Here is a 17523-nt window from a genome sequence, read left to right as displayed (position 1 = left end):
CGGACGACGAGGGAGCGAGGGGCGGACGTGACCGACGTGACCGGCGTGGCGGACGTGACCGGCGTGGCGGACGCGGTGGGCCTGACCGGGGCATCCGGCGCGTCCCTGGTATCCGGAGTTCCGGTGAACGGACCTGCCGGACCTGCCGGACCCACCGGACCCACCGCACTCGCCGCGGAGTACTTCCAGAGCTATTCGGTCATCGGCCTGCTCGCCCTGGTCGGCGTCCTGTTCGTCGCCGTGGCCTTCGGGGCCGGACGACTGCTGCGCCCTGTCGTCCCCACCCCGGAGAAGCTCCTCACCTACGAATGCGGCGTTGACCCCGTCGGCGAGGGCTGGGCGCACACCCAGGTCCGCTACTACGTCTACGCGTTCCTGTACGTGATCTTCGCCGTCGACTCGATCTTCCTGTTCCCGTGGGCCACGGTGTTCGCGGCGCCCGGATACGGCGCGACAACCCTGGTCGAAATGTTCATCTTCCTCGGCTTCCTGGCCGTGGGACTGCTCTACGCATGGAAGAAGGGCGTCCTCGCATGGGCCTGACGAGCCGGCCGACCCCCGCGTCGCAGCAGCCCGCGTCCCCGCCGCCCCCGCCCCCGCCCCCGTCCGATCCGGTCCTCCTTCCCGAGCCGAAGCGCCTCGGCGTGCTCTCCCGGCTCGCACCGGAGCCGATGAAGGTCGTCCTCAACTGGGGCCGCCGCTACAGCCTCTGGGTCTTCAACTTCGGACTCGCCTGCTGCGCCATCGAGTTCATCGCCGCGTCCATGGCGCGCCACGACTTCATCCGGCTCGGCGTGATCCCGTTCGCCCCCGGCCCCCGCCAGGCCGACCTCATGATCGTGTCCGGCACGGTGACGGACAAGATGGCTCCGGCCGTGAAGCGGCTCTACGAGCAGATGCCCGAACCGAAGTACGTCATCTCCTTCGGCGCCTGCTCCAACTGCGGCGGCCCCTACTGGGACTCGTACTCCGTGACCAAGGGCGTCGACCAGATCATCCCCGTCGATGTGTACGTACCCGGCTGCCCGCCCCGGCCCGAGGCGCTGCTCCAGGGCATTCTCAAGCTCCAGGAGAAGATCGCGCGCGAATCCCTCGCCGAGCGGTACGCCACCGGGGCCACAGGGGCCAAGGGCGGGGGCCCGTCCACCGATGCCCTGCGCAGCGGCCTGGTGGCCGCGCCGTCGGCCCCGGCTCCGTCGGCCCCGGCTCCGACACAGGAAGAGGAGCGGCGATGAGCCCCAGCGACCAGCACACGGAATCCGCGGCCGACGCCTACGACCGGCTGCCGGACGCGGTCACCGACCTGTTCGGCGACGAGGCCACGGCGGAGTCCGCGTACGACCTGCTGACCGTCGACGTTCCCGCCGCCGCCTGGCTCACCGCGCTGCGGACGGCCCGCGACGAGCTTGGGTGCAGCTACTTCGACTGGCTCAGCGCCGTGGACGAACCGGGCACGGGCTTCCGTGTCTGCGCCCATGTAGCGGCCCTGGGCACGGGAACGGTGCGGCGGCTGATGGTCCGCACGACCGTGCCCCACGACGCGGCGGTCCTGCCCAGCGCCATCGACGTCTACGCGGGCGCCGCGTGGCACGAGCGCGAGACGCACGAGATGTTCGGCGTCGCGTTCGACGGTCACCCCCATCTCGTACCGCTGCTCCTGCCGGAAGGCTTCGAGGGCCATCCGCTGCGCAAGGACTTCGTCCTGGCCGCGCGCGTCGCCAAGGCCTGGCCCGGGGCGAAGGAACCGGGGGAGCCGGCGGAGGGCCACACCGGTCCCAAGCGCCGCGCGATGCTCCCGCCCGGGGTGCCCGACCCGAACGAATGGGGCCCCCTGAAGGGACAACTCCCCCCGGCCGCCGCCCGTCCGGGCCGAGCCGCCCGCCCCGCGACCGACCGCCCGCCCCGCCGCACCCGCACCGCGGGCGAGGGCTCGGCGGCACAACGCCCTGCGGCGAGCGGCGCGGAGACCCCTGCGGCTACCGGTGTGGAGGCCGCCCCCACGGTGGCCCGTACGGAGGTCCCCACGACGCCGGATGTATCCGCGCCCCCGGAGGTGACCCCGACGGCGACCCGCCCGCGCCGCTCCCGGTCGGCGTCCGAGGGCTCGGCAAGCCAGCAGCCGCCCATGGACGCCCCTGCTGCGCCCCCGCCCGCCCCGGCGCGCCGCTCCCGGTCGGTCTCGGAAGGTTCGGCCAGTCAGCGTCCGGCGTCGGACGCGCCCGGGGATGCCCCGGGGCCGCCGCCCCGGGTGCGCAGCACGGACGCCCCGTGGCACGACGCCCGACCGGCCTTCGACGAACCGGAGGGACCGGAGGCCGATTCTTCTCAGCCTCTCCGGCGTTCGAGGAGCGGGGGTACGGGGGCGGAGCCCCCGGTTCGGGAAGGGGCGGGCAGGGGAGAAGCCCCGCGCAGCGGCCCCACCCCCGGCGAACCCTCCACTCGCGGCGAGGCCGCCGAGGCCGAAGGTGAGCCCGCACCCACGAACGACCCCACGCCCACCCCGGACGAAGCCACCCCCGACAAGCCGGCCCCCGCCCCTGAGCGGCCTGCCCCAGACCAGCCCGCCGGAGGCGATCCCGAGTGAACGACGTTCTCGACGTCGCCCTCCGTCTGGCCATCGTCTTCGTCGTGTTCCTGGTCGCCCCCCTCCTCGTGGGCCAGACGGAACACAAGGTGATGGCCCACATGCAGGGCCGCCTGGGCCCCATGTACGCGGGCGGCTTCCACGGCTGGGCCCAGCTCGTCGCGGACGGTGTGAAGTTCGCGCAGAAGGAGGACGTGGTCCCGGCCGCCGCCGACCGCCGCGTCTTCCAGCTCGCCCCCGCCGTCGCCCTCCTCCCGTACCTCCTCGTCCTCGTGGTCATCCCCGTCGGTCCCGGCGACGGCGCGGTCGGCCAGGCCGTCGACGCGGGCATCTTCTTCGTGCTCGCCGTCATGGGCATCGGCGTCCTCGGCTCGCTCATGGCGGGCTGGGCCTCCGCCAACAAGTTCTCCCTCCTCGGCGGCCTCCGTACCGCCGCCCAGCTCCTCTCCTACGAGCTGCCGATGCTCCTGACCGCCGCCTCCGTGGCCATGGCGGCTGGGACGGTCTCGCTCACCGGCATCCTCGACGCCTTCGAGTGGTGGTGGCTGCCCTGGCAGATCGTCGGCGCGCTGGTCTTCTTCGTGGCCGGTCTCGCCGAACTCCAGCGCCCGCCGTTCGACATGCCGGTGGCCGACTCGGAGATCATCTTCGGCGCGTACACCGAGTACACCGGTCTGCGCTTCGCCTTGTTCCTCCTCGCCGAGTACGCGGGCATCGTCGTCCTGTGCGCGCTGACCACAGTCCTGTTCCTCGGCGGCTGGCACGGCCCGTTCGGCGCCGACGGACTCGGCTGGCTCTGGACCATCCTCAAGACCGCCCTTCTCGCGTTCGTCGTCATCTGGCTGCGCGTGAGCTACCCGCGCCTGCGTGAGGACCAGTTGCAGAAGCTCGCCTGGACCACCCTCGTCCCGCTCGCCCTCGCGCAGATCGCGCTCACCGGCATCGTGAAGGTGGCGATCAACTGATGTCCCCTATCCCCGGATCCGGCCTGGCCAAGGGCCTGGCCGTCACCCTGCGCACGATGACGAGGAAGACCGTCACCGCGCAGTACCCGGACACCCAGCCCGAACTCCCACCCCGCTCCCGCGGCGTCATCGGGCTGTTCGAGGAGAACTGCACGGTCTGCATGCTCTGCGCCCGTGAGTGCCCCGACTGGTGCATCTACATCGACTCCCACAAGGAGACGTCACCGCCCGTCGCCCCCGGCGGCCGTGAGCGCAGCCGGAACGTCCTCGACCGCTTCGCCATCGACTTCTCCCTCTGCATGTACTGCGGTATCTGCATCGAGGTGTGCCCCTTCGACGCACTGTTCTGGTCGCCCGAGTTCGAGTACGCGGAGACGGATATCCACGAACTCACCCACGAGCGCGACAAGCTCCGCGAGTGGATGTGGACCGTGCCGGAGCCGCCCGCCCTCGACCCCGGGGCCGAGGAACCGAAGGAGATCGCCGCAGCACGCAAGGGAGCGGACAAGCTAGCCGCCCAACGCGCCCAGGAGCAGCAGGAGCAGCGGAATCAGCGGGACCAGGCAGACGAGAAGGGAGGAAACCCGTGATGCTGCTCACCGCCACCGCCACCGCTACCGCGACCGTGGGCACCACCGCCTCCGCCGCCGGCGGCCACCCCGGCTTCCTCTCCCCGTCCGGCGTCGAGATCGCGTTCCTCCTCGTCGGCCTCGCCACCCTCGGAGCCGCCGTCGTCACCGTCACGACCAGGCAGCTGGTGCACGCCGCGCTCTGGCTCGTCGTGGCGCTCGGCGGACTGGCCGTCGAGTACCTCCTGCTCACCGCGGAGTTCATCGCCTGGGTCCAGGTACTGATCTACGTCGGTTCCGTCGTCGTCCTCCTCCTCTTCGGCCTGATGCTCACCAGGGCCCCCATCGGCCGCTCCCCGGACGCCGATTCGGGCAATCGGTGGGTCGCCCTCGGAGTGGCCGCCACTGCGGCGGCTGCCCTCGTCTGGGTCGTGGTCGACGCCTTCCGCACCACCTGGATCGACCTCGACGGGCCGGTCCAGGGCTCCACCGAGGTCACCGGCGCCTTCCTGTTCCGTAACTGGGTGCTGCCCTTCGAGGCGCTCTCCGTCCTGCTGCTCGCCGCCCTCGTCGGCTCGATCGTCCTGTCCCGCAAACGCGACACGGACACCACCGTCCGCCCCGGCACCAACGGGACGGCCAAGCCCAGGACCGTGAAGCCGCGCCCGCCCGCGTCGCCTGGCACACCCGGCACACCCGGTCACGAGGAGCAGAGCTGATGCACCTCGCCTATCCCGCCGTGCTCGCCGCCCTCCTCTTCTGCATCGGCCTCTACGGCGTCCTCGCCCGCCGCAACGCGATCCTGGTCCTGATGTCCGTCGAGCTGATGCTCAACGCCGTCAACCTCAACCTCGTCGCCTTCGACGTCTGGCTCCGCGACACCCTCCACTCCGGCCAGGCGCTCACCCTCTTCACCATCGCCATCGCCGCCGCCGAGATCGGCATCGGTCTCGCGATCGTCCTGGCCGTCTACCGCAACCGGGGCACCTCCGACATCGACCGGCTCCGCGACACCGCCGAGACCGACGCCGCCGAGACGCTCCCCGACACCGCCGGGACCGACAGCGCCGAAACCGCCGACACCGACGGCGCCGAGCCGACCTCCGGCCGGGCCGACGGAAGAACAGGGAAGACGAAGAAGGCAGAGGCCACCACGTGACCACCACGACCCTCGCCGCCCTCGTTCCCCTCCTCCCGTTCCTCGGGGCGCTCGCCGGGCTCGCCGTCGGCCGCACCGCCCCCGGATTCGTCCGCCCGCTGGCGATCCTCCCGACCCTCACCGCGGCCGTGCTCGCCGTTCTGGTCGCCGTCCGCCAGGGCGGCGGCCGGGCCATCGACGCCGCGACCCAGCTCACGCCCACCGGCTCGGTCCCGATCGACCTGGCACTGCACCTCGACGGCTTCGCCGTTCTGGTCGCCGTCCTCGTCACCGTCGTCGCCACCTGCGTACAGCTCTACTCCACCGCCTACCTCCGCGACGACGCCCGCTACCCCTCCTACGCGGCCCTCGTCTCCCTCTTCACCTCCGCGATGCTTCTGGTCGTCTACTCGGGCGACCTGATGGTGCTCCTGGTCGGCTGGGAGATCATGGGCATCTGCTCGTACTTCCTCGTCGGCCACTACTGGGAGACCCCCGAGGCCCGGGCCGCCTCCCTCAAGGCCTTCCTGGTCACCAAGCTCGGCGACGTCCCCTTCCTGATCGGTCTGTTCGCGCTAGCCGCCGACACCGGCAGCTTCCGGATCACCAAGATCCTCGCCGCCGTCGGCAACGGCGGACTCGACCACCCCACCGTCATCGCCCTGCTGCTCCTCGCGGGCGTCGCCGGCAAGTCGGCCCAATTCCCCCTGCACACCTGGCTGCCCGACGCGATGGCCGGGCCCACCCCCGTCTCCGCGCTCATCCACGCCGCGACGATGGTCGCCGCCGGCATCTACTTCGTCGCCCGCCTGCTGCCCGTCTTCGCGGCCTCCGGTGCGGCGCTCGTCGTCCTCGCCGTGATGGCAGCCGTCACGATGATCGGGTCCGGGCTCGCCGCCCTCGCCCAGGACGACATCAAACGCGTCCTCGCCTACTCGACCATCGGCCAGCTCGGCTACATGTCGGGCGCCCTGGCCGTCGGCGACCGGGGCGCGGCCGTCTTCCATCTGATCTCGCACGGTGCGTTCAAAGCGGTCCTCTTCCTCGCCGCGGGCGTCGTCATCCACGCCGCGGGCACCAACTCGCTCGCGGCCATGTCCCGGATGGGGGGCCTCGCCCGCCGTATCCCGGATGCCTTCTGGACGATGACCGTCGCGCTCCTCGCGCTGGCCGCCATCCCGCCGTTCGCCGGCTTCTTCTCCAAGGAAGCCGTCCTCGTCGCCGCCGAGCACACCGCCCTCGGGGACCGGAGCGTCGCCCCGGCCGCCGCCGGCTGGACGATCCTGGTCGCCGGACTCCTCGCCGCCGTCCTCACCGCCGCCTACGCCGTACGCCTCTGGCTCCTCGCCTTCCGCGGGCGCGGCGCCGAAGTCCCCGACCACGGCAAGCAGCCCGTCGCCATGACCTCCGTCCTGTGGATCCTGGCCGTCCCCACCATCGCCTTCGGCCTCACCGTCGGCACGATCGGCGACTGGTTCGACGGGCACGGCCTCACGCCGTCCCTCACCACCGCCGTCCTCTCCACCGGCGTCACGCTCGTCGGCGGTCTTGTCACCTACGGCGCGTGGCGGCACACCGCCGCCCTCGCCGCCCGCACCCCCATCGGCGCCGTCACCGCCCACCCCGGCGTCGAACCCGCCCTCGTCGAAGCCGAGGCCATGACGTCCCACACCGCCGTCTACGGCACCATCGCGGCCGCCCCCGACCCGGCCGACCCCGGCAGGCTCCTCCTCGGGCGGCTGCACCGCCACGCGGCCACCGGCTTCCACCTCGACGCCCTGTACACGGTGCTGTTCGTCCGGCCCGTCCAGGGAGCCGCCCGCCTCGTCCGCTTCCTGGACCGCGAGGTCGTCGACACCTACGTCAACGGATCGGGCGCCGTCACCCGCCTCCTCGGCACCGCCGTCCGCCGGACCCAGACCGGCAATGTGCAGACCTACGTCAGCGCCCTGCTCGCCGGGTCCCTCGTCCTGGCGATCGCCGCCGTCGTCTTCGCCAACGTCAACGCGGGGTCGTGACCGTGATCGATATCAGTGCGTCCGTGATGCAGTTCCTTCTGGCGTTCGTCGTCGTCGCCCCACTCCTCGGCGCCGTCGCGGCCCTGCTCCCCGCACCGCCCGGACTCAAGGGGAAGAATCCCGACCAGGCTGTGCTCCGCCACGGCGTGACCATCACCGGCGCCGTCCTCATCGCCGCGATCGTCCTGGCCGTCGGCTTCGACCACGACCACCCCGCCACGATGCAGGCGACCACCGACATCAGCTGGATCCCGGCGCTCGACGTCCGCATCCACCTCGGCATCGACGGCATCTCACTCCCCCTCCTGGTCCTGACCGCGCTGCTGACCTTCCTCTGCGCGCTGTACAGCTACTTCAAGCTGCCCGCGGGCCCCTCGCCGAAGGCCTTCGTCGCCCTCGTCCTCGTCCTGGAGTCCGGCACCCTCGCCACCTTCGCCGTCCTCGACCTGCTGCTCTTCTTCCTCGCCTTCGAGATGGTCCTCATCCCGATGTACTTCCTCATCGCCCGCTGGGGCAGCGGCCAACGGCAGGCGGCCGCCTGGAAGTTCATCCTCTACACGCTGCTCGGCTCGGTCGTCATGCTGCTCGGCATCCTCCTCATCGGGTTGAAGAGCGGCACCTTCGACATGGTGGCACTCGCCACTGACAACGGCCGGGGCCTCACCACATCCGTGCAGGTCATCGCCGTACTCGCGATCGCTCTCGGCCTCGCCGTGAAGACTCCGATGTGGCCCCTGCACAGCTGGCTCCCCGACGCGCACACCGCCGCCCCCACCGTCGGGTCGGTGCTCCTCGCGGGCGTCCTGCTGAAGATGGGAACGTACGGATTCGTCCGGATCCTGCTCCCCATCGCGCCCGACGGCATGCGGACCTTCGCGCCCTACCTCGCGGCGTTCGCCGTCGTCGGCATCGTCTACGGCTCGCTCGCCTGCCTGGCCCTGGCCCGCACCGGCGCCAAGGGCGACCTCAAGCGGCTCATCGCCTACTCGTCCGTCGGCCACATGGGCTTCGTCCTGCTCGGCATCGCCACCATGACCCCCACCGGAGTCAACGGCGCGCTCTTCGCCAACATCGCCCACGGCCTCATCACCGGCCTGCTGTTCTTCCTGGTCGGCGCCATCAAGGACCGCTACGGCACCGCCGACCTCGACACCCTCGCCGGAGCGACCGGGGCCGCCCTCTACGGCAGGGCGCCCCGCCTCGGCGCCCTGCTCGCCTTCGCCGCCGTCGCCTCGCTCGGCCTCCCCGGACTCGCCGGATTCTGGGGCGAGATGCTCACCCTGTTCGGCGCGTACAGCCCCGCCGAAGGCCTCAGCCGCCCCGCGTTCCGCACCTTCATGGCCATCGGCGCGTTCGGCACCCTGCTCACCGCCGCGTACATGCTCATCGTCGTCCGCCGCGTCTGCATGGGCGAGCACCCGCCCCACCCCCGGCTCTCACCCGACGACCGGGCCCCGCACGCGGCGGACGGCCCGCAAGCCACGGATGGCCCCCGCCCGGCCGAGGGCGCCGGCATCCGGCCCGCTGCCTCCACCACCCCGCAGCTCGCCGACATCCAGACGTACGAAGCCGCCACCTGGACCCCGCTCGCCGCGCTCACCGTCCTCGCCGGCCTCTGGCCCGCCGTCCTCCTCGGCCTCACCGACCCGGCCGTGCAGCAGCTCCTCGCAGGAGGCAAGTCGTGACCGCGGACCTCAGCACCGCCCCCGGCCCGACCCCCGGCACCGGCGACGCCGCCGGCATCCTCGTGGCGGCCGACGCCCCCAGCCTCGTCCAGTCCATCGACTGGCTCGCCATCGCACCCCCCACCCTCACGGCGCTGGCCGCCCTGGCCGTCCTGGTCGCCGACCTGTTCCTGCCCGCGCACCGCAAGCGGCTCCTCGGCTACGGCGCCCTCACCGCCCTCGCCGCCGCCCTGGCGCTCCTGATCCCCCTGCGCGCCGGGGACCGGGCCACCTTCTGCGTCACCACCGGCACCCAGGCCTGCAGCTACACCGCCGACCACTTCACCCTCGTCATCCAGGCCCTCGTCCTCGGCGGCGCGTTCCTCACCGTCCTGCTCTCGCTCGACGACACCCGGAAACTGCCGGCGGGGGAGTACTGGTTCCTGCTCCTGGCCTCCGCCGCCGGGGCCGCCCTGCTGCCCGCCTCGCGCGACCTCGCCACGCTCGTCGTCGCCCTCGAAGTCGCCTCGCTGCCCGCGTTCGCGCTCGTCGGCATCGTGCGCGGCGACCGGCGCTCCTCCGAGGCGGCCTGGAAGTTCTTCCTCTCCTCCGTCGTCGCCACCGCCGTCATGCTGCTCGGCGTCAGCTTCGTGTACGCGACCACCGGCACCCTGCACCTCACCGAGATCGCCACCCGCCTCGACGACGTGCCCCCGGTACTCGACACCCTCGCCAAGACCGGCGTCGCCCTCACCCTCGTCGGCTTCGCCTTCAAGACCGCCGCCGCGCCCTTCCACTTCTGGGTCCCCGACACCTACGTCGGCGCGCCCCTCCCGATCGCCGCGTATCTCTCCGTCGTGGGGAAGGCCGTCGGGTTCTCGGGGCTCATTCTGGTCACCGTCGTCGCGTTCCCCTCCTACGCCGACGTCTGGGGGCCCGCACTCGCCGTCCTCGCCGCCCTCACCATGACCGTCGGCAACGTCGCGGCCCTCCGCCAGAACACCGCCCGCGCCCGCAGCGCCGTCCGCCTCCTCGCCTGGTCCTCGGTCGCCCAGGCCGGCTACCTCCTGGTCCCGATCGCCGCCGCCGCGTACTCCAGCGACGACCAGATCGGCTCCACCGTGGCGTACGCCCTCATGTACGCCGTCGTGAACCTGGGCGCGTTCGCGGTCGCCGCCGTCGTCGCCCGTACCCACCCCGGCAACCGGCTCTCCGACTACCGGGGCCTGTACGCCACCCGTCCGCTCGCGGCCCTGGCCCTCGGGTTCTTCCTGCTCTGCCTGGCCGGACTGCCGCCCGGCATCATCGGGCTCTTCGCGAAGGTCACCGTCTTCTCCGCGGCCGTCGACGCGGGCCTCGGCTGGCTCGCCGTCGTCATGGCCGTCAACGTGGTGATCGCTCTCTACTACTACCTTCAGTGGACCGCGATCCTCTTCCGGGCGCCCGAGGACGCCCCGGAAACCACCGGGACCGCCACCGGATCCACGGCCTTCGTTCCACCGCGCCGCCACCGGCCCCCCGCCCCGCTCACCACGGCGATCGTGCTCACCGCCACCGCCGGAATCCTGCTCTCCGGGGCCCCGCAGACCGTCCTGCGCTTCGCCTCCGTCAGCCTTTTCTGAGCCTCCCGACCTCCGAAGATCGGTTTGCCCGGGGCCCCCGCCGCAGGGCATGGTCTTGGCTGCATACGTCACGTAATCGGCGTGGACGTGTCGGGAGCAAGAGGAAAGAGAGAGCAGTGCTGAACGGGTTCAAGGACTTCATCCTGCGCGGGAACGTCATCTCGATGGCGATCGGTCTCGCTGTCGGGGCCGCCTTCACCGCCGTCGTCACGGGCTTCAGCAATGCCTTCATCACGCCGCTGATCGGCCTCGCCACGCGGGGCACGGGAGACTTCAGCAAGGCCTCCTACGAAGTCGACGGTGTCGTGTTCCCGTACGGCCTCTTCATCGCCGCCGCGATCGCCTTCCTCATCACCGCCGCGGTGCTGTACTTCTGCGTCGTGGTCCCCATGGCCAAGGTGCAGAACCGCTTCACCAACGAAGAAGAGGAGGAGGCCGTCAACATCAAGGCAGCCCTCCGCGACTGCCCCCGCTGCTTCAGCGAGATCCCCGCCGTCGCCTCCCGCTGCGGCCACTGCACCAGCGAGGTCGAGCCCGACCCCGAAGCGCTCTCCCTCGCCAAGCTCCCCGCGCAGCAGCACTGACCCCACAGCAGCACGGACCCGCACAGCAGCACGGACCCGCACAGCAGCACGGACCCGCACAGCAGCACGGACCCGCACAGCGGCATCGCGTGCACGGCGGCTCCTGACGCCCAGCGGCACCGACCTCCGCCCAGCAGCACCGACCTCCGGCAGCTACCGACCGCCCAGCGACGCACGAAGACCCGTAGGACCATCGCACCACGAGGGACCCCGCCACCCGTACGGCCCAGCGCCACTCCGTACGGGGCCGGGCGCCCGACCGGCGCGAACACGCGGCACCGCCCTCGCCCGCCGGCCGCACGCACAAGGGAACTAGCTCCTCTCGCCTGGCGTTGACCAGTACAGGAGGCTCCACTGGGGAGTGGAGCACCACCATGCAAAGGGTTCCCCTGCTGCACCACTTGGAGGGCGTACCGTGCACCGCCGGCACAACGGGCTGAAGACCGCCGTACTCCTCGGGGGACTGTCCGCACTCATCATCGTCATCGGCAGTCTCTTCGGACGCACGGGCCTCGTCGTCGCGCTCCTGGTAGCCGTCGGCACCAACGCCTACGCCTACTGGAACAGCGACAAGCTCGCCCTGCGGGCCATGCGCGCCCGACCCGTCAGCGAGTTCGAGGCACCCCAGCTCTACCGCATCGTCCGCGAGCTCTCCACGGCGGCCCGCCAGCCCATGCCGCGCCTCTACATCTCCCCGACGCAGGCGCCCAACGCGTTCGCCACCGGCCGCAACCCGCGCAACGCCGCAGTCTGCTGCACCGAGGGCATCCTCCAGATCCTCGACGAACGCGAGCTGCGCGGCGTCCTCGGCCACGAGCTGAGCCACGTCTACAACCGGGACATCCTCATCTCGTCCGTCGCCGGAGCCCTCGCCTCCGTCGTGATGTTCCTGGTCAACTTCGCCTGGCTCATCCCGGTGGGCCGCTCCAACGACGACGAGGGGCCCGGTCTCCTCGGCATGCTCCTGATCATGATCCTGGGACCGCTCGCCGCCTCCGTCATCCAGCTCGCCGTCAGCCGCTCCCGGGAGTACGAGGCCGACGCCTCCGGGGCCCAGCTCACCGGCGACCCCCTGGCCCTCGCCAGTGCCCTGCGCAAGCTCGACGCGGGGACGAAACAGCTCCCGCTGCCGCCCGAGCCCAGGATCGAGACCGCGAGCCACATGATGATCGCGAACCCGTTCCGTCCCGGCCAGGGAATGGCGAAGATGTTCTCCACCCACCCGCCGATGGCGGAGCGGATCGCCCGACTAGAACAGATGGCAGGTCATCGCCCGTGAAAACCATCCTGAACGTCATCTGGCTGATCCTCTGCGGATTCTGGATGTTCCTCGGCTACCTGCTCGCGGGCCTCCTGCTCTGCATCACCATCATCGGCATCCCCTTCGGGCTCGCCGCCTTCAGGATCGGCGTCTACGCCCTCTGGCCGTTCGGCTACACCGTCGTCGACCGCCGGGACGCGGGCTCGCCCTCCTGCGTGGGCAACGTCCTGTGGCTGATCCTCGCCGGATGGTGGCTCGCCCTCGGCCACATCACCACCGGCATCGCGCTGTGCATCACGATCATCGGCATCCCCCTGGGCATCGCCAACTTCAAGCTGATCCCCGTCTCCCTCATGCCCTTCGGCAAGGAGATCGTCCGCACGGACCAGCCCTTCGCCGCCCGGTAGCCCGACAAGGCCCCCGACCCGGCCCCGGTCGGCCCCGGGGCAACCGAACACCTGCCCGCGACGTCTTGGATTCCAGGACGAGGCAAGGGGTAGGTGCAGCGACATGGGCATCATCAGTTGGATCATTCTCGGGCTGCTCGCCGGAGTCATAGCGAAAATCCTCCTCCCGGGACGTGACCCGGGCGGCATCATCGGCACCACGCTGATCGGCATCGCCGGGGCCTTCGTCGGAGGCTGGCTCTCCAGCAAGTTCCTCGACCGCCCCATCAGCAACGACTTCTACGACACCCCGACCTGGATCGCCGCCGTCGCCGGCTCACTGGTCCTGCTCATCGCCTACCGGCTGCTGTTCGGCAACTCCCGCGAACGGCGCTGACCCGGCGCGCGGACGCGGACGCAGGGAACCGTGAACGGCAGGCGCACCGCGCCCTACCGCACGTTCCGTGACGTCATCCCGGTCTCCCGCAACGTCAGGTTCAACCGGCCGGCCCGCAGCCCCGCGGCCGGGTCGGCCGGTCCCGCGTACACCTTCGGCACCCCGTGGAACGCGAAACGCGACGGCCCGCCGAAGACGAACAGATCCCCGGACGCCAACTCCACATCCGTGTAGGGCTGCCCGCGTCCCTCCGTGTTCCCGAAGCGGAACACACACCTCGCCCCGATGCTCAACGACACCACAGGAGCGCTCGACCGCTCCTCCTTGTCCTGATGCATCCCCATCCGCGCGGCGTCGTCGTAGAAGTTGATCAGCGCGGTATCCGGTGCGAACGCCTCCGCCGCATCCTCGTCCCCATACGCCTCGGCCACCGCCGCCCGCCCCAGGTCGCCGAGCCAGTCCGGGAACGCGGCCACCCGGGCGCCGTTCACGTCGTCAGCCGTACGCGCGTACCGGTACGGCTGCCAGTGCCACCCCAGGCACACCGTCCGCACCGACATCACCCCACCGCCCGGCAGCACTGTGTGCCGCAACGGGACCGGCCCCGACGCCCACTGACGGCACGCTGCGACCAGCTCCGCCCGCCGCTCCACCGGCAGCCACTCCGGGACGTGGACGGCCCCCGGCGCGAGCACCCTCCGCTCCCGCCGGAACAGGCCGTCCGAGGACGGCGGAAGCCCTGGCGCCACGGCTCAGCCCGCCCCGCCCTCGATCCCCAACAGCAGCTTCTTCCGATCCAGCCCGCCCGCGTACCCCCGCAACGCCCCGTCCGCCCCGATCACCCGGTGACACGGCCGCACGACCAGCAACGGATTGCGCCCGATCGCCGTGCCCACCGCCCGCACCCCCGCACCCGAGGCCCCGACCAGCGCCGCGACCTCCCCGTACGACACCGTGCTCCCGTAGGGGATCGACTCCAGCACCGCCCAGACCCGCCGCTGGAACTCCGTGCCCGTTCCCTCCGTCAGCGGCACGTCGAACCGCGTCGAGCGCCCCGCGAAGTACGCCTCCAACTGCCGGACGACCTCCGCGAACGGCTCTGGGGCGTGGAGCCAGCCGTCCTGGACGACCGTGCCGCCCTTCTGACCGGGCATCGACAATGAGCGCAGCCGGACACCGGCCACCCCGGCTGCCCCAGCCGCATCCGGCCCGTCCGCCACCGTCTCGCCGACCAGCAGCAGCTCGCCCAGCGGACTCTCGACCCGCGTGTACACCGTCGTCGTCATGCCTTCTCACTTCCCCGGTCGGTACAGCCAGTCTGCGCCCGCTCACTCCGCCCCCACCGGCGGTATTCGGACATCGCGCCCGCGCCCCGGGCCCCGGCACGCGAAGAGGCACGCCGTCGAGGTCGGCCTCGGCGGTGTGCCCCCGTTGTGCTCAGCTCGGCTCGGCTCGGTTCGGCTCAAGCGATCCGGCAACGCCCGTACGGATCGACGCGGTTGATCACCGGTAGTTCACGAACTGCACCGCGAAGTCGAAGTCCTGCCCCTTCAGCAGCGCCTGCACGGCCTGAAGGTCGTCCCGGCTCTTCGAGCTGACCCGCAGCTCGTCACCCTGGACCTGCGCCTTGACGCCCTTGGGCCCCTCGTCGCGGATGATCTTCGCCACCTTCTTGGCGTTGTCCTGGGAGATGCCTTCCTCGATCGTGGCGAAGATCTTGTACTCCTTGCCGGAGAGCTGCGGCTCACCGGCGTCCAGCGACTTCAGCGAGATACCGCGCTTGATCAGCTTGGACTGGAAGATGTCGAGGATGGCCTTGACGCGCTCCTCGCCGTTCGCCTCCATCAGAATCTTCTCGCTCGACCACGAGATCGAGGCGCCCGTGCCCTTGAAGTCGTAACGCTGGGAGATCTCCTTGGCGGCCTGGTTGAGGGCGTTGTCGACCTCCTGCCGCTCGACCTTCGAGACGATGTCGAAACTGGAGTCGGCCATGACGTGTGGCTCCTTGCGTCGAATGCTGGGGATACAGCGCAAGCCTAGCCACCACCGCCCCCGGGGGCCGCTGATCAATCAGGTGGCGGAGCACCCCTGGCCATCAGGTATCGTTTACGTCGTCGCCAAGGAGCTCACCACGAGATCCAACGCGTCGTTCGAGGCGGTGTGCCCGAGTGGCCAAAGGGAGCAGACTGTAAATCTGCCGGCTCAGCCTACCCAGGTTCGAACCCTGGCGCCGCCACGCGAACGAAGCCCCCGACCGGTTCTTCCGGTCGGGGGCTTCCTCGTGTCCGGACGTGCGGTTCCCGCCAGGAGTCCCGCCGCTGATCAGTTGCCCGCGACGTCCTTCACGGCCACCGTCACCGGCACGTTCCCGGAGATCGCTTCGAGGGTGAGGCCCGCCGTCGCCGGGGTGTCCAGCAGCTCCAGCAGCGTGGCCGCCACGTCGTCGCGGGGGATCGGGCCGCGGCCCGTCGAGGCGGCCAGGACGACCTGCCCGGTGCCCGCGTCGTTGGTCAGCATGCCGGGGCGCAGAATCGTCCAGTCCAGTGCGGTGCGGGAGCGTACGTCGGCGTCGGCGGCGCCCTTGGCCCGCAGATACACGTCGAAGACCTCGTCGCCGGGGTGGTCCGGGTCGGCGCCCATCGAGGAGACGACGAGATAGCGGCGGACGCCCGCCGCCTCGGCCGCGTCGGCGAACAGCACGGCAGCGTCGCGGTCGACGGTGTCCTTCCGGGAGACACCGCTGTTCGGCCCCGCGCCCGCGGCGAAGACGGCCGCGTCCGCGCCGCGCAGCACCTCCGCGGTCTGCTCCACGGTGGCCGATTCGAGGTCCAGCACGGCGGGTTGGGCGCCGGCTTCGGTCAGGTCCTGACTCTGTTGGGGGTTGCGGATGATCCCTACGGCTTCATCCCCGCGTGCGGCGAGCAGCCGCTCCAGCCGCAGTGCGATCTGTCCGTGTCCACCTGCGATGACAATGCGCATACCACCGACCGTACGCCCGGGGGCCGGGTGGCGCTCAGTTCCTCGGCCCCGCGCCGGAGTCGGGCCTGCCCTGGCGCGGGAGCCCGCCGAGGCCCGTGGCGGCGTCTCCGTCGGAGTCGCAGTACTCGCGTACGGCGCTGGTGCGGGCGACGACCCGGCCGCCGTGGATGACGATGCGGCTGTAGGCGAGGGAGAGCACCGCGGAGAGCCGTTCGCCGCGTACGGCGAGGAGTTCGGCGGGGAAGCCCGCCTCGACGCGCACGTCGGGCAGGCCGAGGGCCGCGCGGGCGGTCGTGGAGACCAGGGCGTACGCCTGTTCGGTGCGGAGCCCCGACTGTGAGGCGAGGAGGTAGGCGGCTTCGAGCGGATCGCCGCGACCGACCGGGTTGGCCGTGTCCCGCAGCGCACCGCTGCCCGCCGCGACGCGCACGCCGGCGGAGCGCAGCAGGCGTACGGGGGCGGTCGTACGGCGCTCGGCGCCGGCGCAGCCGCCCTGCGGCAGGCAGACCACGGTGATCCCGGCGGCGGCGAGCTGGTCGGCGGCACGGGAAGCGGCGTCCAGGGGCAGATGGGCCAGGCCGCCGCAGGGTCCGAGGGTGACGCCGGGGCGCAGGCCCGCGGCCATCGCGGCGAGCCGGGCCAGGCGGGCGGGGTCGTCGCCGTCGGTGTGCAGGTCCACGGGGCAGCCGTGCTCCGCCGCGATCTCCAGGACGGCCTCGGTGTAGCCCGTGGGGTCCGGGTCGAGGTCGGGGCAGCCGCCGACGACGGCCGCGCCCATCTTCACCGCGTCCCGGAGCATCGCGAGGCTGTCGGCCCCGGCGACCCCGGTGAGGAGCCGGGGGACCGCGACGGGCATGACGTCGGCGAGGCCGCGCAGGGCGCGCCGGGTCCCCAGGACGGCTTCGAGCGGGGCGAGGCCCTGGACGTCGCCGACGCGGACGTGGGTGCGCAGGGCGGTGGCGCCGTGGCCGAGCTGGAGGAGGGCGGCCTCGGTGGCGCGGCGCTGGATGTCCTCGGCGCGGTGGGAGGCGGGGCCGGGACTGCCGGGGCCCGCGCTGTCGGCGGTGAGGGCGGTGTCGCTGTGGGCGTGGGGTTCGGCCGGGGCGGGGAGCAGGAGGTAGCCGCGGAGGTCGATGCGGGGGCCGCGGGCGGTGAGGCTGCCCGCGGTGCCGACGGCCTCGATCCGGCTGCCGCTCAGGCGTACGTCGACGGCCCGTCCGTCGACGAGGCGGGCGGCGCCGAGGACGAGGGCGGGGCTGTCGGCGGTGGCGGCCGCGTCGGCGCTGTCGGGCGCGTTGTCGTCGGGCCGCCGTGGCTGGCTGTCAGGCATCGCGCTCCTGGGAGGGGTGCAAGGTC

General features: G+C 71.8%; 19 protein-coding genes and 1 tRNA gene. 15 read left to right on the top strand and 5 right to left on the bottom strand.

What is annotated here, in order from left to right:
- The first annotated feature begins 123 nt into the window (after positions 1-123).
- The 14 genes from N7925_RS13740 (at position 124) to N7925_RS13675 (ending at position 13188) form a co-directional block, all read left to right on the top strand.
- Positions 124-543, top strand: a complete 420-nt coding sequence (locus tag N7925_RS13740; RefSeq protein ID WP_331618200.1) for an NADH-quinone oxidoreductase subunit A — start codon at positions 124-126, stop codon at positions 541-543.
- A complete protein-coding gene (locus N7925_RS13735) occupies positions 534-1235 on the top strand; it encodes an NADH-quinone oxidoreductase subunit B (RefSeq protein WP_274343993.1) in 702 nt (233 codons plus the stop codon). Before N7925_RS13740 ends, N7925_RS13735 begins: the two co-directional genes overlap by 10 nt.
- A complete protein-coding gene (locus tag N7925_RS13730; RefSeq protein WP_274343992.1) occupies positions 1232-2584 on the top strand; it encodes an NADH-quinone oxidoreductase subunit C in 1353 nt (450 codons plus the stop codon). Before N7925_RS13735 ends, N7925_RS13730 begins: the two co-directional genes overlap by 4 nt.
- The gene (locus tag N7925_RS13725; RefSeq protein ID WP_265599905.1) at positions 2581-3549 is read left to right on the top strand and encodes a complex I subunit 1/NuoH family protein; all 969 of its coding nucleotides are present in this window, start codon (positions 2581-2583) and stop codon (positions 3547-3549) included. The genes N7925_RS13730 and N7925_RS13725 overlap by 4 nt, the downstream gene beginning before the upstream one ends.
- Positions 3549-4139 carry a NuoI/complex I 23 kDa subunit family protein gene (locus N7925_RS13720; protein ID WP_265599904.1) on the top strand — a complete coding sequence of 197 codons (591 nt, stop codon included), beginning with the start codon at positions 3549-3551 and terminating at the stop codon, positions 4137-4139. Before N7925_RS13725 ends, N7925_RS13720 begins: the two co-directional genes overlap by 1 nt.
- A complete protein-coding gene (locus N7925_RS13715) occupies positions 4139-4837 on the top strand; it encodes an NADH-quinone oxidoreductase subunit J family protein (RefSeq protein ID WP_274346459.1) in 699 nt (232 codons plus the stop codon). Before N7925_RS13720 ends, N7925_RS13715 begins: the two co-directional genes overlap by 1 nt.
- Complete coding sequence (gene nuoK, locus N7925_RS13710; RefSeq protein WP_274343991.1) at positions 4837-5277, top strand: NADH-quinone oxidoreductase subunit NuoK; 441 nt, start codon at positions 4837-4839, stop codon at positions 5275-5277. The genes N7925_RS13715 and nuoK overlap by 1 nt, the downstream gene beginning before the upstream one ends.
- Positions 5274-7274: an NADH-quinone oxidoreductase subunit 5 family protein gene (locus tag N7925_RS13705; RefSeq protein ID WP_274343990.1), complete on the top strand. Its 2001-nt coding sequence runs from the start codon at positions 5274-5276 to the stop codon at positions 7272-7274. Before nuoK ends, N7925_RS13705 begins: the two co-directional genes overlap by 4 nt.
- A gap of 26 nt (positions 7275-7300) precedes the next feature.
- Positions 7301-8959, top strand: a complete 1659-nt coding sequence (locus N7925_RS13700; RefSeq protein ID WP_274346458.1) for a complex I subunit 4 family protein — start codon at positions 7301-7303, stop codon at positions 8957-8959.
- Positions 8956-10560 (top strand): NADH-quinone oxidoreductase subunit N, encoded by a 1605-nt coding sequence (locus N7925_RS13695; protein ID WP_443032148.1) that lies wholly within the window; start codon positions 8956-8958, stop codon positions 10558-10560. Before N7925_RS13700 ends, N7925_RS13695 begins: the two co-directional genes overlap by 4 nt.
- Positions 10561-10676: 116 nt before the next feature.
- Positions 10677-11144: a large conductance mechanosensitive channel protein MscL gene (mscL, locus tag N7925_RS13690; RefSeq protein ID WP_274343989.1), complete on the top strand. Its 468-nt coding sequence runs from the start codon at positions 10677-10679 to the stop codon at positions 11142-11144.
- Positions 11145-11559: 415 nt separating this feature from the next.
- A complete protein-coding gene (gene htpX / locus N7925_RS13685) occupies positions 11560-12423 on the top strand; it encodes a zinc metalloprotease HtpX (protein ID WP_265599900.1) in 864 nt (287 codons plus the stop codon).
- Positions 12420-12812, top strand: a complete 393-nt coding sequence (locus N7925_RS13680; RefSeq protein WP_265599899.1) for a YccF domain-containing protein — start codon at positions 12420-12422, stop codon at positions 12810-12812. The genes htpX and N7925_RS13680 overlap by 4 nt, the downstream gene beginning before the upstream one ends.
- Before the next feature lie 103 nt (positions 12813-12915).
- Complete coding sequence (locus N7925_RS13675; protein ID WP_265599898.1) at positions 12916-13188, top strand: GlsB/YeaQ/YmgE family stress response membrane protein; 273 nt, start codon at positions 12916-12918, stop codon at positions 13186-13188.
- Positions 13189-13241: 53 nt separating this feature from the next.
- Here the strand turns inward: N7925_RS13675 and N7925_RS13670 are convergent, their stop codons facing one another.
- The 3 genes from N7925_RS13670 to N7925_RS13660 all read right to left on the bottom strand — a co-directional run bounded on the left by N7925_RS13670 (position 13242) and on the right by N7925_RS13660 (position 15180).
- Positions 13242-13883, bottom strand: coding sequence for an alpha-ketoglutarate-dependent dioxygenase AlkB family protein (locus tag N7925_RS13670; RefSeq protein WP_274343988.1), 642 nt, complete (start codon positions 13881-13883; stop codon positions 13242-13244).
- Positions 13884-13940: 57 nt separating this feature from the next.
- Positions 13941-14474: a methylated-DNA--[protein]-cysteine S-methyltransferase gene (locus tag N7925_RS13665; RefSeq protein ID WP_265599896.1), complete on the bottom strand. Its 534-nt coding sequence runs from the start codon at positions 14472-14474 to the stop codon at positions 13941-13943.
- Between the two features lie 217 nt (positions 14475-14691).
- Positions 14692-15180, bottom strand: a complete 489-nt coding sequence (locus N7925_RS13660; RefSeq protein ID WP_265599895.1) for a YajQ family cyclic di-GMP-binding protein — start codon at positions 15178-15180, stop codon at positions 14692-14694.
- A 162-nt stretch (positions 15181-15342) separates the two neighbouring features.
- Here N7925_RS13660 and N7925_RS13655 point away from each other — a divergent pair.
- Positions 15343-15424 (top strand) — tRNA-Tyr (locus tag N7925_RS13655).
- A gap of 86 nt (positions 15425-15510) precedes the next feature.
- Here the strand turns inward: N7925_RS13655 and N7925_RS13650 are convergent.
- Positions 15511-16167: an SDR family oxidoreductase gene (locus N7925_RS13650; protein ID WP_265599894.1), complete on the bottom strand. Its 657-nt coding sequence runs from the start codon at positions 16165-16167 to the stop codon at positions 15511-15513.
- Positions 16168-16201: 34 nt separating this feature from the next.
- Positions 16202-17497, bottom strand: coding sequence for an amidohydrolase family protein (locus N7925_RS13645; protein ID WP_274343987.1), 1296 nt, complete (start codon positions 17495-17497; stop codon positions 16202-16204).
- Positions 17498-17523: the final 26 nt, after the last annotated feature.

It is taken from the genome of Streptomyces sp. CA-278952 (assembly GCF_028747205.1).
GTDB lineage: Bacteria > Actinomycetota > Actinomycetes > Streptomycetales > Streptomycetaceae > Streptomyces.
The sequence above is the reverse complement of the archived record's forward strand: the minus strand, read 5'-3'. Positions and strand labels throughout refer to the sequence as shown.

Bases quoted from the DNA above. Each gene is read 5' to 3' on its own strand.
- N7925_RS13715 (WP_274346459.1), top strand. From the start codon at position 4,139: ATGCTGCTCACCGCCACCGCCACCGCTACCGCGACCGTGGGCACCACC.
- N7925_RS13650 (WP_265599894.1), bottom strand. From the start codon at position 16,167: ATGCGCATTGTCATCGCAGGTGGACACGGACAGATCGCACTGCGGCTG.
- N7925_RS13645 (WP_274343987.1), bottom strand. From the start codon at position 17,497: ATGCCTGACAGCCAGCCACGGCGGCCCGACGACAACGCGCCCGACAGC.
- N7925_RS13700 (WP_274346458.1), top strand. From the start codon at position 7,301: ATGCAGTTCCTTCTGGCGTTCGTCGTCGTCGCCCCACTCCTCGGCGCC.
- N7925_RS13730 (WP_274343992.1), top strand. From the start codon at position 1,232: ATGAGCCCCAGCGACCAGCACACGGAATCCGCGGCCGACGCCTACGAC.
- N7925_RS13660 (WP_265599895.1), bottom strand. From the start codon at position 15,180: ATGGCCGACTCCAGTTTCGACATCGTCTCGAAGGTCGAGCGGCAGGAG.
- N7925_RS13675 (WP_265599898.1), top strand. From the start codon at position 12,916: ATGGGCATCATCAGTTGGATCATTCTCGGGCTGCTCGCCGGAGTCATA.
- nuoK (WP_274343991.1), top strand. From the start codon at position 4,837: ATGCACCTCGCCTATCCCGCCGTGCTCGCCGCCCTCCTCTTCTGCATC.
- N7925_RS13720 (WP_265599904.1), top strand. From the start codon at position 3,549: ATGTCCCCTATCCCCGGATCCGGCCTGGCCAAGGGCCTGGCCGTCACC.
- N7925_RS13735 (WP_274343993.1), top strand. From the start codon at position 534: ATGGGCCTGACGAGCCGGCCGACCCCCGCGTCGCAGCAGCCCGCGTCC.
- N7925_RS13665 (WP_265599896.1), bottom strand. From the start codon at position 14,474: ATGACGACGACGGTGTACACGCGGGTCGAGAGTCCGCTGGGCGAGCTG.